Origin of the sequence: Streptomyces sp. NPDC102279, assembly GCF_044766365.1 — a bacterium.
In the GTDB taxonomy this organism is placed as follows: domain Bacteria; phylum Actinomycetota; class Actinomycetes; order Streptomycetales; family Streptomycetaceae; genus Streptomyces.
Window position 1 is genome coordinate 82,672 of the sequence record NZ_JBIWLU010000004.1, and the last position, 12,389, is coordinate 95,060.

Sequence of the window (12,389 nt, forward strand, 5' to 3'; positions counted from 1 at the left end):
CCGGTGCGGGGCCGTCGGCCGCGGCGCGTCAGCGACCGGCGAGTGTCCAGGTCCCTCCCAGGGCTTTGTCGATGCGCAGCAGGGTGCTTTGGTGCGGGACCCAGCCGCGCAGCGTCTCCAGTGCGGTCCGCGCCGTACGGTCCCCGGTCAGCGCCAGGGCGACGATCCCCGCCTCCGCCACGTGCGGGGCGCGGGGCACATCGCCCGACCGCCGCTCCAGCGACGTCTCGACGAGACCGACGAGGGCGTCGACGATGTCCGGCCCGGTGGGCAGCAGGGCGAGCGTCCAGGCGAGCCCGCGCAGCACATGGGAGTTGTAGGCGTCGAAGCAGGTGTTCACGTCGAACGGAAGATGCGGATGGCCGACCAGGGGGACCGTGCGAGCGAGGGCGGCCGACTCGAACCACCGCGGCACAGCCGCCCGGACCGCGTCGGGGCCGACCTCCCCGATCAGGGTCATGGCGGTCCGTCTCCATGTCGCCGACGGCGCGCTCGCGGTCGCAGGAGCGGAGTGGGCCAGCAGCCGGAGCCACGGTTCACCCCGCACGGCAGCCTCGTTGAGTGCCTGCTCGGCCCACGGCTCCCCGGAGTTGAGCACCGGTCCGGGCCAGCGGTCCATGAGAGCGCGCAGGGCGGGTTCGGCGGCGTTCGCCGCCGCGTGGGTGCGCCGGAATCCGGGCAGCGCCGCGGCCGCGGTCGTGCGGCGGAAGGCGGCCAGGACCGCCGGACCGGGGATGCGCCCGGCGGTCAGTTCCGCGTCGGCCAGCTCCCAGATCCGGTGCGACGACCAGACCACGTACTGGTCGCCCAACAGGGCGAGCTGCGCGCCGCGTTCGGCCGCCATCGGGTCGTCGTCGAGGCCGCGGGCCACGCCGGAGGCGGCCATGAGCAGTTCGGTGCGGAGGTAGTCCAGGTCCCGCTGGAACTCCCCGGCCGTCCAGTCGTCCTCCACGCGCGCGTGCCACTCGGCCCACAGCGCGGCCAGCTCCGTACGGTCGCCGTCGGGCAGCGCTCGCAGAAGGTCCATGTTCTCGACGCCGACGCCCGTCGTCGAGCCGTTGGTACAGGCGGCCCGCATCACGGCGCGGGACAGTTCCCGCAGCTCTCCGCGCTCGGCGAGGTCCGCGTACCGGGCGGCCTGTTCGGCCAGGACCTGAGTGTTCTGCAACCATCCGCTCATGATCCGGAGCGTAGAAGAGACCACTGACATCGACAGCGGAGGTCCCCGACCCCGACAGCTGGGACTCCGACATCGCACCCGCCCGGACCGGTCCGCAACGACCGATGAGTTGTCCTCGCTCCCGGAGTCTGCCCCTGGGACGGGCGCTCCTGCGCCCGTCCCCTCGGCAACGTGAAAGAAAGGACGACCCATGGCAACCGTGCACGCCGGCATGGCCATCTCACTGGACGGCTTCGTCGCCGACAGCAAGGGCAGCGCCGCACGCCTCTGCGACCCGGAAACGCTCCGCGGCAGCGCGTACATGGACGAGTTGATCGAGCAGACCGGCGCGGTCGTCATGGGCAGGCGCTCGTACGAGATGGCCGAGGACCCGGACTCCTATGTCGGCGCATACGAGTTCCAGGTGCCCCTCTTCGTCCTGACCCACAGGCCGCCGCGGAGCATGCCGAAGCAGGACGAGAACCTCACCTTCACCTTCGTGACCGACGGGATCGAGTCGGCGATCAGGCAGGCGAGGGCAGCCGCCGGACACCAGGTCGTCCAGGTCCTCGGCGCCGACGTGATCGGGCAGACCCTGCGGGCCGGACTCGCCGACGAACTCCACCTCGACGTGGTGCCCGTGCTCCTGGGCTCCGGACTCCGGCTGTTCGACGACCCCGAGGTGGAGGGCATCGCCCTGAAGAGGATCGGCGTACGGGAGGTCGGGGCCGTCACGGCACTGAGGTTCCTCGTCCTCACGTAGGCCACCGTCAGCCCGCCCACGCACCTCCAGGCGCCCGTGGTGCGCCGCACCCGTGTCGTCCCGCGCCGCCCGGACGCCCGTCCGTTACGCTCGCAGCGCCACACCGGGCCCGAGATCACGGAGGACAGCACGGCGGGGATCAATCGCGAACGCCTCGTCAGGACGCTGACGTTCTGGCTGCGTCCCGCGTTCGCGCTGAGAGTCGTCAACCGGTTCCAGAAGATCGTCGGCTTCGACCGCTCGATGGCCCTGGCCTCCAGTGCGCTGACCGCCGTGATCCCTCTGAGCATCCTGTGCGGCGCCGTCCTCAGCAGCTTCTCGGACTACGACGCCGCCGAACGGATCATCAAGCGCTACGGCCTCACCGGGCAGGGCGCCGAGGCGGTCAGGTCGCTCCTCGCCCCCGCCGACGGCACCAGCGCCGGTGTCGGCGTCTTCGGGGGCATCTTCCTGATCATCTCCGTGCTGAGCTTCGCGCGGGCCACACAGCGCCTGTTCGAACAGACCTGGCAACTGCCCCCGCTCAGCGTCCGCAACACCAGGAACGGCCTCGCGTGGATCCTGGGACTCGCCTGCTACACGGCGGTCACCGGCTGGCTGCACGCGGCATTCGGCGGTAAGCCCCTGGGCGTGGTGGCCTCGGTCCTCGAAGTCCCGGTGAGCATCGTCTTCCTCGTGTGGAGCGGCACCGCCCTGTCGGCCAAGCGCATCCCGTGGCGCGACCTCCTGCCCTTCGGGGTCACGGCCGCCGCGCTCACCGCCGTCTACTCGGTGGGTGCCTCCGTCTATCTGCCGCGCATGTTCAACTCCTACGCCGAACGCTACGGAGCGGTCGGCGCCGTCTTCGCGATGATCTCGGCGCTGTTCGCCGCGATGTTCGTCATCGTCGCGTCCGCCGCGCTGGGGCGGGAGATGCGGGACGAACTGGTCCGGATCCGGGCGGGCGACCGTCCGTCCGACGACGAGATCCGCAGGCAGTGGGACACCGTGGTCGAACAGGCCCGCTCCCGCTGGCGCACCACCCGCGAACAGGTCTCCCACCGCCGCTCCAAGGACGAGAAGAAGCAGTCGTAGGGCCCGCGCATGCCGTCGGTGCTCGAGAACCCCGCCGTCGGACGGTGAGGTCGCTCGCCCGGCTACGTCGCCCGTGCGATGAGGAGCGCGACGTCGTCGTGGTCGTCGGAATTGCGCAGGCCGTACAGCAGGAGGTCGCAGAGTTCTTCCAGCGGCCGGCCGGGTTCGTCGAGGAAGCTCAGCAGGACGTTCAGCCGGTCGTCGATGGGGTGGAGGCGGGTCTCGACGAGACCGTCCGTGTAGAGGACGAGGACGTCGTCGGCGGCCAGGTCGACCGTGGTGGTCTCGAAGGGGATGCCGCCGACGCCGAGCGGGGCGCCCGGCGGCAGGTCGAGCAGCACGGGAGCAGCGCCGGGGCGGGCCAGCGCGGGCGGCATGTGCCCGGCGTTGGCCACACGGCACTGCCGGGTGTGCGGGTCGTAGACGGCGTACAGGCAGGTGACGATGTAGTGCTCCAGATCGCAGGTGATCTTGTCCAGGTGCTGGAGCACGTCGCCGGGATCGAGGTCGAGGTCGGCGTAGGCGCACGTGGCGGTGCGCAGCCGGCCCATCGTGGCGGCGGCGTCGATCCCGTTGCCCATGACGTCACCGACGACCAGGGCGGTCCTGTCGTCCGACAGCGGGATGACGTCGTACCAGTCGCCGCCGACCTCGCTGGTGGACTGGGCCGGCTGGTAGCGGGACGCGACCTCCAGACCGTTCAGGCTCGGCGGGTGCTCCGGCAGCAGGCTGCGCTGGAGGGTCACCGCGGTGTTGCGGACACTCTGGAACCAGCGGGCGTTGTCGATGGCGACCGCGGCGCGGCTCGCCAGCTCCGTCGCCAGCACGACGTCGTCGTCGTCGAACGGGACCGGGTTGCGGGTGCGTTTGAGATCGAGGGCACCGAGCACCTCGCCGTGGGCGATCAGCGGGACCGCGAGGTACGAGTGGACGCCGGCGCGGGCCAGCAGGGCACTGGCCTGGGCGTCCCGGGCGATCCGCGGCAGGTCCTGCTCACCCACGTGCCGCACCAGCACCGGCCTGCCGGTGTGCACGCACAGGGTCACCAGGCGGTCGCCCTCGTAGGTGGCCAGGTCACCTGGAGGGTCGGCGGCGCGCAGCGCCACCGTGGGATGGGACGCCTTGAGCGCCAGCGCGCGGAAGAACTCCGGGCCGTTGTCCGGCCGCCGCATACGACGGCACGCCAGCGCCGAGTCGAGGATGTCGACGGCGACGACGTCCGCCAGCTCCGGGACCGCGATGTCCGCCAGTTCGCGAGCGGTCTGGTCCACCTCCAGCGTGGTGCCGACCCGCGTCGAGGCGTCGGCGATGAGCGCCAGACGGCGGCGCGCCCGGTCGGCCTCGGCGGCCGCGCGGTGCCGCTCGGTGACGTCGACGACCGAGGCCGCGGCGCCCAGCACCCGCCCGCCCGGGTCCTCCAGCCGGTAGAACGACAGCGACCAGGCGTGCTCGTGCTCGGGATCCGCGGGCGGCCGGCCCACGTGGTACTGGTCGAGCAGCGGAGTGCCGGTGGTGAGCACCTGACGCAGCGCGGACTCGACGGTGTCGACGTCGGGGAACGGCAGGGTCTCCCGCAGATGCCGTCCGACGTGGTCCTCCGCCGGGATGCCGTCGATCCGCTCCAGCGCCGGGTTGACCATGAGATAGCGCAGGTCGGGGTCCATCAGGGCGAGCCCGATGGGGGACTGGTTGATCAGCTGCTCGCACAGCGCGAGGTCGGTCTCCACCCGTTGCAGCAGCGTGTGATCGGCGGCGATACCGAGGGCGTACACATCACCGAGGTCGTCCAGGAGCCGCATGTTGCGGAACTCCATCAGGCGGGTGCTGCCGTCCTTGTGCCGGATGGGAAAGGCGCCGGCCCAGCTCCGGCCGGTCGCCAGCACCTCGGCGAACAGCTTCGAGACGGACTGGAGGTGCTCGGGGTGGATGATCATGCGCGCCGCGTACTTGCCGAGGACCTCCTCCGCCGTGTAGCCGATCAGGTCCTCGGCCTGCGGGGTCCAGAACACGATCCGGCCCTCGGCGTCGAGAACCATCGCGGCGACGCTGAGGACGTCCAGCAGCCCGGTCGGCCGGCTCGCGTCGGGGTCGTAGCCCCCGCTCTCGGACTGCAAGGAATCGGCTGCCATCCCTGGCCCTCCTCCACCGGGCCGGCGCGGCGTGCCGGCTCTGTCGCCGTCGTCGCGCACGTCGGCGCGTACCCCGGCCCTTCCATGCTGCGCCCTGACCCCGGTCATGCCCACTCCAGAGCGTTTCTTGGCATGTACGGGGTCGACGGCCGGGTGTGTTCCGGGCGAGGGGAGCGGGCCGCGTCCGGGGCCGTCGGCGCGCGTTTCCCGGGGCGGCAGCCCGGCGCGGGGCGGCCGACCGTCCGCACACACCTGGCGCCCCGCACCGTGCCGTCCGCCGGGCCGTGCACAACACGCGGACTAGCAGGAACATGGCTGTAGAGGATGAGCTGCATGGACTCCGCGAAAGAACGTTCCGATGCGTCCACGTCCGAGGGACCGGGCGCATCCCTCGACGCGTCGACCGACGCCGCGGTCGTGGTGTCCGGCGACGGTGTGCTGATCGGCTGGACCCGGGCCGCCGAAGCACTTCTCGGATACCCGGCGCCCGAGATGGTCGGGACCTCCGCCGGACGCCTGCTCGCGATGCCCCGGGACCCGATCCGCGTGGCCGGCATCGCCGACAGATGCCGCGCGGGAATGGGGTGGAGCGGTTCCGTCCCCGTACGCCGCCGTGACGGTCGGCCCGTCGAGGTGGACCTGAGGGTGTCCGCCGCCTTCGGCATCGACGGCCGTGAGTGCTTCCTGGTGTCGGCGCGGGACCAGCGGCAGCGGTGGACGGCTGACCCGGCCTTCCTCGACCGGTTCCTGACCCGCTCGCCTGTCGGCATGGCCGTGCTCGACCTGGACCTGCGCTACGCGTGGATGAACGACACCCTGGAACACCTGGGCGGCGTCCCCCGCGACCAGCGCCTCGGCCGCCGCCTCACCGAACTGCTGCCCGGCCTCATGTCGGAGACCATCGAAGGGCTGATGCACAAGGTCCTGGCCACCGGCGACCCCGTCATCGACTACGAGTACCTGGGATGGAACTGGGCCGATCCGTACCGCCAACACGCCTACTCCACCTCGTTCTTCCCCCTGCTCGGAGCCGACAACTCCTTCACCGGCGTGTGCTACACGGTCCTCGACATCACCGAGCGGTGGAACGCCCGGGAACTCCTGTCCCTGGTCAACGAAGCGGGGACCTGCATCGGCGGCACCCTCGACGTCATGCGGACCGCGCAGGAACTCGCCGACTTCGCCGTTCCCCGGTTCGCGGATTTCGTCGTCGTCGACCTCCTGGAGTCGGTGCTCAGCACGGAGGGGCACGGCGCCTGGCTGTCCGACGCGGGGCCGGCCTCCGTCACGCCGGAGATGCGGCGCGCCGGGATGAGTTCGGTGCGCGAGGGCTGCCCGGAGGCCGTCGCCCGGATCGGGGACCGCGCCGACTTCCTTCCGCCGCCGCACGACGTGCACCTGCTCACCGAGGGCGAACCGGTGCTCCTCTCCGTTCTCGACCCGTCCGACGAACTGTGGCTCGCCGAGGAACCCGAGCGGGCGAAGAGCATCCGCCGCTTCGGTCTGCACTCCCTGATCTCCGTGCCGATGAGGGCCCGCCACACCGCTCTCGGCCTCGCCACGTTCGTCCGTTCCCTCAACCCGGTCTCGTTCCTGCCCGACGACGTCCTGCTGGCCCGTGAGGTGGTGGCACGAGCGGCCCTGTGCGTCGACAACGCCCGCCGCTACACCCGGGAACACACGGCGGCCGTCACCCTCCAGCACAGCCTGCTGCCCCACCCCCCGACCGGCGGAACGGCGCTGGAGATCGCCTCCTCCTACCTGCCCGCGGACCCGACCGGCGGGGTCGGCGGCGACTGGTTCGACGTGATCCCGCTCTCCGGGGCCCGCGTGGGCCTGGTCGTGGGCGACGTGGTCGGCCACGGCATCACCGCCGCCGCCACCATGGGCCGGCTGCGCACCGCCGTACAGACCCTCGCCGACATGGAACTGCCCCCCGACGAACTCCTGGCCCACCTCGACGACCTCGTCCTGCGGCTGAGCGAGGAGAAGACCCACGACGAGGCGGCCGGACAGAACGCGTCCTCGTCGTCCTTCCTCGGAGCGACCTGCCTGTACGCCGTCTACGACCCCGTCACCCGACGCTGCACCATGGCGCGCGCCGGCCATCCGCCGCCCGTGGTCGTCGGGCCCGACGGACAGGTCTCCTTCCCGGACCTTCCCGCCGGCCCGCCGCTCGGGCTCGGGGGGATGGCCTTCGAGGCGCACGAGATCGAGCTGGAGGAGAACAGCCTGGTCGGCCTCTACACCGACGGCCTGGTCGAGGGCGGCCACGACATGGAACAGGGCATGGCCCGCCTCGGTGAACTGCTCGCGGGACCGGATCCGGACCTCGAAACCCTCTGCTCGGCGGCGGTGCGCCAACTCGTACCCGTGCCGCAGCCCGACGACATCGTCCTGCTCCTCGCGCGCACCCACACCCTCGGAGCCGACCGGGTCGTCTCGTGGGACGTCCCCGTGGACCCCGCCGCCGTCTCCGACGTACGGGCCCGGGCCACCCGCCGCGTCGAGGAGTGGGGCCTCGGCGACCTGGCCATGACGACGGAACTCATCGTGAGCGAACTGGTCACCAACGCGATCCGCTACGCCGAACCGCCCATCCGTCTGCGACTGCTTCTCGACTCCCGGCTGACCTGCGAGGTCGTCGACGCCAGCAGTACCGCCCCACGAATGCGGCACGCCCGGAGCACCGACGAGGGCGGCCGCGGTCTTTTCCTGGTGGCCCAGCTCTCGCTGCGCTGGGGAGCCCGCCACACACCCGACGGGAAGGTCATCTGGGCGGAGCAGGAGATCCCGTGAGTACGTCTAGTGCTCGAAGCCGTTGGCCGGGGCGGCCGGCCCCTGGTCACCGACGACACGGAACGCGGTCGCGGCAGCGGGCACGATGTCGGGAGCGGAAGCGGACATCGACGTCGGTGTCGGGGCGGTGGCGCGGTCCCGCTCAAGAGCTTCGAGCAGGGTCCGAGCCCGGCGCTCGACCAGGATCGGAACGTAGGTCCTGATTTTCGCCTGCCGGAACGCGTCGTGGGCCGCGGTGACCGTGTCGTCGACGATGGACGCCTCGATCGAGGGGTGGGCGGCCTTCAGCCGTGTGGCCAGGTGGAGCAGCGCGGCCTTCTCGTCCTGCCGGCCGTCGCGAGGCCCGGCCCCGTCCTCGTGCCCTGCCGCCGAACGGGCGTCGGTCGATGCGTCCGGAGCGCTCGACGTGCCTCGATCGTCGGTCACCCCGGCCGGCGGGCGCGGGGGCCCGCTCTCCCCAGCCGCGGAGGACGGGGATGCCCCGGTCTTCTCGGGAACCATGGGTGCCATGGGAACTGCGGGTGCTCTGCTTGGCAGGGGTGCCGAGTCGTCCGCCGTCATCGCTCAACCGCCCGCGCTTTCGCTCGCCGATCAGCCGCCTCCATCATTCTCGGCCCGTCGGGCCGAATGCGCCTGACGGACGACACCGGGTGGAGGGAGGGGAGAGGGGGCGCGCGAGGGGGCGGAGCTGAGGCCCGACCGCCGCACAGCCGGCGAGGGGCGGCCGGGTGATGCGGCTGGCTGCGGTCGGGCCGTAGCGTCTGACGAAGAGCGGTCTCCGTCAGGGGTCGACCTGCCCTGTTCGGCAGTGCGTCGACGTGACCTGACGGGACGTCATGAATGACTCAGTGAGGGCGACTTGGGTCAGGTGATCAGCCGAGGGCCTTGACCGCCTGGTAGTAGGTCCATGCGGTGCTGGTGCAGGCGGTCTTCGTCGCACCGCTGTAGGCGTTGCAGACCCGCTTGAGGTCCTCGTAGAGGGCGCTGTCGAGACGGGACTTGTTGGCGTCGAAGGATCCGGCGGCCTTGTAGTTGCGGTAGCCGAAGTCGTGGCGGGCGCAGGAGGTGGAGAAGGGGAAGCCGAAGGGGTTGTCCGGCGAGGAGGAGCAGTAGTCGGTGGACCAGTCGAACGAGTACGCCGACCAGGCGGCCTGATTCGATCGCGCCGCGGTCCAGAGGCTGTAGCTCGACGCGCTCGTCTGCGTCCAGCTGGACAGGATCTGGGGCTTGTCGGCAGGAGCGGCGGTGGCCGTGCCGGCGGTCGCGGTGATGGCGGCCAGAGCCATGGTCGAGGCGGCAAGGCCGGTGGCGAATCTACGGTGCATCCCACACCTCCACGAAGGTGCCGCCCGGTCGGGCAGCAGGTTCATGACAAGATGATCGGGGGAGTGATCCTCCCTGCCTAGCTGTCGTCGCTCAACAATCAATGAATTCAAGTAGTTTTCGAGTCGGCGCGACCTGAACTGCCCACGACGTGCTCAGTCTTGAGGGGCGCACCGTCCGGTGAAGCGGGCGAGTTCCCCGGTCGAGCCCCGGGGCAGTTCGGCGAGATCGGCGTCCCGCAGGGCCGCGATCACGGCGCTCAACCGCGTGCGCAGGTCGGGCAGCAGGGCCCAGGCCGAGTCCGGTGCTCCCGCGGCCGTGAGCAGCAGGTCCCCCGGGTGGAACGTCGCGTCCAGCAGCGGTTCTTCGAGCAGCAGAAGCGCCGCCAGCGGGAGCGTGCAGTGCAGAGCCACCCGCTGCGCCACCAGCACGCGCAGGTCGCCCGGGCGCAGGTCGCCCAGCTTGCCGCGCCGCAACTCGTGCACGGTCCGCACCAACCGTGTGGCGTCCGCGTCGGGCGCCGGCCAGCGGGGAGGGTCTACCTCGTCGAGCGTGCGGCCGAGGTGGAGCAGTGGGTTCATGGGCTCATTGTCCTGGCCGCGGGGCGTGATCGGCCGGGGCGTAGGGCAGGCGGCCATCGCCCGTGAAGTCCGCGTGGGCGCCGAGCTGTCCGGAAGTGTCGGCCCGTCAGGGCGGTTCGACGGCGTGCGTGCGACAGTGGTCCGTCGCTGTGAGTGGTTGTTCTTCGAGGTGCTGGGTGGGTGAGGCGTGTGGGTGCGGAACTTCCGGTCGCGGAGGGGCTCGTGTACGGGGCGGGCGGGCAGACGCTGGACGTCTATCGGGGCGGAGGTCTCCAAGAGACATTGCCCGTCGTGCTGTTGTGGCACGGAAGAGGTGCCGACGAGCGGGACGTACTCGCGCCGCTCGCGTCCGCCGTCGCCGCGGCGGGTGCGCTCGTCCTCGTCCCGGACTGGCGCCCCGACGCTCCGGACGCCGGGCGCTCCCACCTCGCCGAGTCCGTCGCGTTCGCGCGCCGCAACGCGGCCCGGTTCGGCGGGGACCCCGAACGGTTCGTGCTCGCGGGCTGGTCGCTGGGCGCCAAAGCGGCGATCGGTGTCGCCCTGAACCCGGACGGACTCGACGGCTGGCGGCCGACGGCCGTCGTGGGGATCGCCGGTGGCTACGGGACCGCGGCACCGACCACGGGCGCCGTCCCGTTGGACGACCTTCTCGGCGCGGGTGCCCCGCCGCCTTCCACCCCGGTCTGGCTGCTGCACGGCACCGCCGACACCGTCGTCGACGTCCGGCAGTCGCGGGCCCTGCGCGCGGCCCTCGAACGGCTCGGCGGGCGCGTGACGCTCGTCGAGGCCGACAGTGATCACGCCGGTGTGATCATGGCCGAATATGATCTCGCCGCGGCGCGCTGCCGTCCCAGTACGGCCGCGCACGCCCTACGGGCCGGTGCGCGCGCTGCTCGCCTCGTCGCCCGGGCCGCAGGAGCCGGAGCGCAGCGCGCGGACAGCATGACGGCGTGACCGGATCGGTCCGCTGCCGGACCCGATGAGGCCTGTCGCGACCCTGTTCGCACCCGTCAGAGTGGACCCATGACCCGAGCACTCGTCGTCATCGACGTCCAGGAATCCTTCCGTGCACGCCCGCTGTGGGAGACCATCTCCAACCCGAAGATCGCCCACCAGGTGGACCGACTCGTCCGGCTCGCCCGGCAGGCCGGCGACACCGTGGTGTGGGTGCTGCACTCCGAGCCCGGCAGCGGCGACGTGTTCGACCCCGCGCTCGGCCACGTGCGGCTGCTGGAGGAACTCAGCCGCGAGGAGGGCGAACCTCTCATCCACAAGACCTCGCACAACGCCTTCACCACCACCAACCTGCAGCAACTCCTCACCGAACGCGGCATCCGCGAACTCGTCGTCTGCGGCATCCGCACCGAGCAGTGCGTCGAGACGACCACCCGCGTCGCGAGCGACCTCGGCTACCAGGTCACCTTCGTCACCGACGCCACCGCGACGAACCCCATCGCGCACCGCGACGCCCCCGCCGGACAGTCCGTCGCCGACCTGCTGTCCGACCCGCGCACCCTCAGCGCCGACGCGGTCATCCGGCGCACCGAGTACGCCCTGGCCGGACGCTTCGCCACCATCGCCACCGTCGATGAGCTGGAAGCAGTGGCCGGCACTCAGGCATGATGACCGGATCGTGAGCCACATCGTCTTCTTCCTGGTGCCCGGAGTCCATCTGCTGGACCTCGCGGGACCCGCGCAGGCCTTCTCCACGGCCGCCGACTTCGGGCACCCCTACACACTCCACTACGTCGCCGAGCAGCCGCAGGTCCCGACAGCCCAGGGCCTGCCCCTGGTGGCCCGGCTCGACTGGCCCGAGCTGGGCCCCGAGGACCTGATCGTGGTCCCCGGCTGGCGCGCGCTCGACCTCACCGACGGCCCCGCCATCGGCGAGCCGGCCCTCGGCGTCCTGCGCGACCACCACGCCAGGGGCGGCACCGTCGCCAGCGTCTGCGCCGGAGCCGACGCGCTCGGCCGGGCCGGCCTGCTCGACGGCCGCCGCTGCACCACCCACCACGACGTCCAGGACGACCTCGCCCGCCGCTACCCCCGGGCGGTCGTCGTCCGCGACGTGCTCTACACCGCCGACGACCGGGTGGTCACCTCGGCCGGCATCGCCAGCGGGATCGACCTCGCCCTGCACCTCGTCGCCACCCGGCACGGCCCCGCCGTCGCCGCGCAGGTGGCGCGGGACATGGTGGTCTACGCGCGGCGCAACGGCCACGAACCGCAGGCCAGCGCCATGCTCCGCTACCGGTCCCACCTCGACGACACCGTGCACCGCGCCCAGGACCTGCTGGACACCCGGTTCGACCAGACGCTGCCCCTGCCCGACCTGGCCACCGCCGTCGGGGTGAGCGAGCGCACCCTCACCCGCCTCTTCACCCGCGCCACCGGCGGCCTCACCCCGCTGCGCTACCAGCAGGCCCTGCGCCTGGAACGAGCCGAGCACCTCATCAGCCACGGCCTCACCGTCGACGCCGCCGCACACGCGGTCGGCTTCGAGGACGCCCGCATGCTGCGCCGCCTGCGGGCCCGCACCGCCTGAGACGTCGCCGCCCCCC

At 71.8% G+C, this 12,389-nt stretch carries 11 protein-coding genes; 6 read left to right on the forward strand and 5 right to left on the reverse strand.

Features of this window, described 5'->3' with window-relative positions; all coding sequences use genetic code 11:
• Window positions 1-28: 28 nt before the first annotated feature.
• Window positions 29-1,180: a hypothetical protein gene (locus ACIRQH_RS10180; RefSeq protein WP_388872044.1), complete on the reverse strand. Its 1,152-nt coding sequence runs from the start codon at window positions 1,178-1,180 to the stop codon at window positions 29-31.
• A 190-nt stretch (window positions 1,181-1,370) separates the two neighbouring features.
• On the opposite strand from ACIRQH_RS10180, the gene ACIRQH_RS10185 reads away from it, so the two are divergent.
• The gene (locus tag ACIRQH_RS10185; RefSeq protein WP_388872041.1) at window positions 1,371-1,922 is read left to right on the forward strand and encodes a dihydrofolate reductase family protein; all 552 of its coding nucleotides are present in this window, start codon (window positions 1,371-1,373) and stop codon (window positions 1,920-1,922) included.
• Window positions 1,923-1,961: 39 nt separating this feature from the next.
• Complete coding sequence (locus tag ACIRQH_RS10190; protein ID WP_388872038.1) at window positions 1,962-2,996, forward strand: YihY/virulence factor BrkB family protein; 1,035 nt, start codon at window positions 1,962-1,964, stop codon at window positions 2,994-2,996.
• 62 nt (window positions 2,997-3,058) lie between these two features.
• On the opposite strand, the gene ACIRQH_RS10195 is transcribed toward ACIRQH_RS10190, so the two are convergent.
• Window positions 3,059-5,125, reverse strand: a complete 2,067-nt coding sequence (locus tag ACIRQH_RS10195) for a SpoIIE family protein phosphatase (RefSeq protein ID WP_388872035.1) — start codon at window positions 5,123-5,125, stop codon at window positions 3,059-3,061.
• A gap of 333 nt (window positions 5,126-5,458) precedes the next feature.
• Between ACIRQH_RS10195 and ACIRQH_RS10200 the strand changes: the two genes are divergently transcribed.
• Window positions 5,459-7,924 carry a SpoIIE family protein phosphatase gene (locus ACIRQH_RS10200; protein ID WP_388933103.1) on the forward strand — a complete coding sequence of 822 codons (2,466 nt, stop codon included), beginning with the start codon at window positions 5,459-5,461 and terminating at the stop codon, window positions 7,922-7,924.
• A gap of 6 nt (window positions 7,925-7,930) precedes the next feature.
• On the opposite strand, the gene ACIRQH_RS10205 is transcribed toward ACIRQH_RS10200, so the two are convergent.
• From ACIRQH_RS10205 to ACIRQH_RS10215, 3 genes are all read right to left on the reverse strand, one after another.
• Complete coding sequence (locus ACIRQH_RS10205; protein ID WP_388933106.1) at window positions 7,931-8,350, reverse strand: three-helix bundle dimerization domain-containing protein; 420 nt, start codon at window positions 8,348-8,350, stop codon at window positions 7,931-7,933.
• Window positions 8,351-8,796: 446 nt separating this feature from the next.
• Entirely contained in the window at window positions 8,797-9,249 is a 453-nt protein-coding gene (locus ACIRQH_RS10210) for a phospholipase (protein WP_355881881.1), read from the reverse strand.
• Window positions 9,250-9,402: 153 nt separating this feature from the next.
• A complete protein-coding gene (locus ACIRQH_RS10215; RefSeq protein WP_388933108.1) occupies window positions 9,403-9,828 on the reverse strand; it encodes a contact-dependent growth inhibition system immunity protein in 426 nt (141 codons plus the stop codon).
• 189 nt (window positions 9,829-10,017) lie between these two features.
• Between ACIRQH_RS10215 and ACIRQH_RS10220 the strand changes: the two genes are divergently transcribed.
• From ACIRQH_RS10220 to ACIRQH_RS10230, 3 genes are all read left to right on the forward strand, one after another.
• Window positions 10,018-10,782 (forward strand): alpha/beta hydrolase, encoded by a 765-nt coding sequence (locus tag ACIRQH_RS10220; protein ID WP_404225127.1) that lies wholly within the window; start codon window positions 10,018-10,020, stop codon window positions 10,780-10,782.
• Between the two features lie 69 nt (window positions 10,783-10,851).
• Window positions 10,852-11,451 carry a cysteine hydrolase family protein gene (locus ACIRQH_RS10225; protein WP_388872020.1) on the forward strand — a complete coding sequence of 200 codons (600 nt, stop codon included), beginning with the start codon at window positions 10,852-10,854 and terminating at the stop codon, window positions 11,449-11,451.
• 10 nt (window positions 11,452-11,461) lie between these two features.
• Entirely contained in the window at window positions 11,462-12,373 is a 912-nt protein-coding gene (locus ACIRQH_RS10230) for a GlxA family transcriptional regulator (RefSeq protein WP_388933116.1), read from the forward strand.
• Window positions 12,374-12,389: the final 16 nt, after the last annotated feature.

Bases quoted from the DNA above. Each gene is read 5' to 3' on its own strand.
- ACIRQH_RS10210 (WP_355881881.1), bottom strand. From the start codon at position 9,249: ATGCACCGTAGATTCGCCACCGGCCTTGCCGCCTCGACCATGGCTCTG.
- ACIRQH_RS10180 (WP_388872044.1), bottom strand. From the start codon at position 1,180: ATGAGCGGATGGTTGCAGAACACTCAGGTCCTGGCCGAACAGGCCGCC.
- ACIRQH_RS10200 (WP_388933103.1), top strand. From the start codon at position 5,459: ATGGACTCCGCGAAAGAACGTTCCGATGCGTCCACGTCCGAGGGACCG.
- ACIRQH_RS10185 (WP_388872041.1), top strand. From the start codon at position 1,371: ATGGCAACCGTGCACGCCGGCATGGCCATCTCACTGGACGGCTTCGTC.
- ACIRQH_RS10215 (WP_388933108.1), bottom strand. From the start codon at position 9,828: ATGAACCCACTGCTCCACCTCGGCCGCACGCTCGACGAGGTAGACCCT.
- ACIRQH_RS10225 (WP_388872020.1), top strand. From the start codon at position 10,852: ATGACCCGAGCACTCGTCGTCATCGACGTCCAGGAATCCTTCCGTGCA.
- ACIRQH_RS10195 (WP_388872035.1), bottom strand. From the start codon at position 5,125: ATGGCAGCCGATTCCTTGCAGTCCGAGAGCGGGGGCTACGACCCCGAC.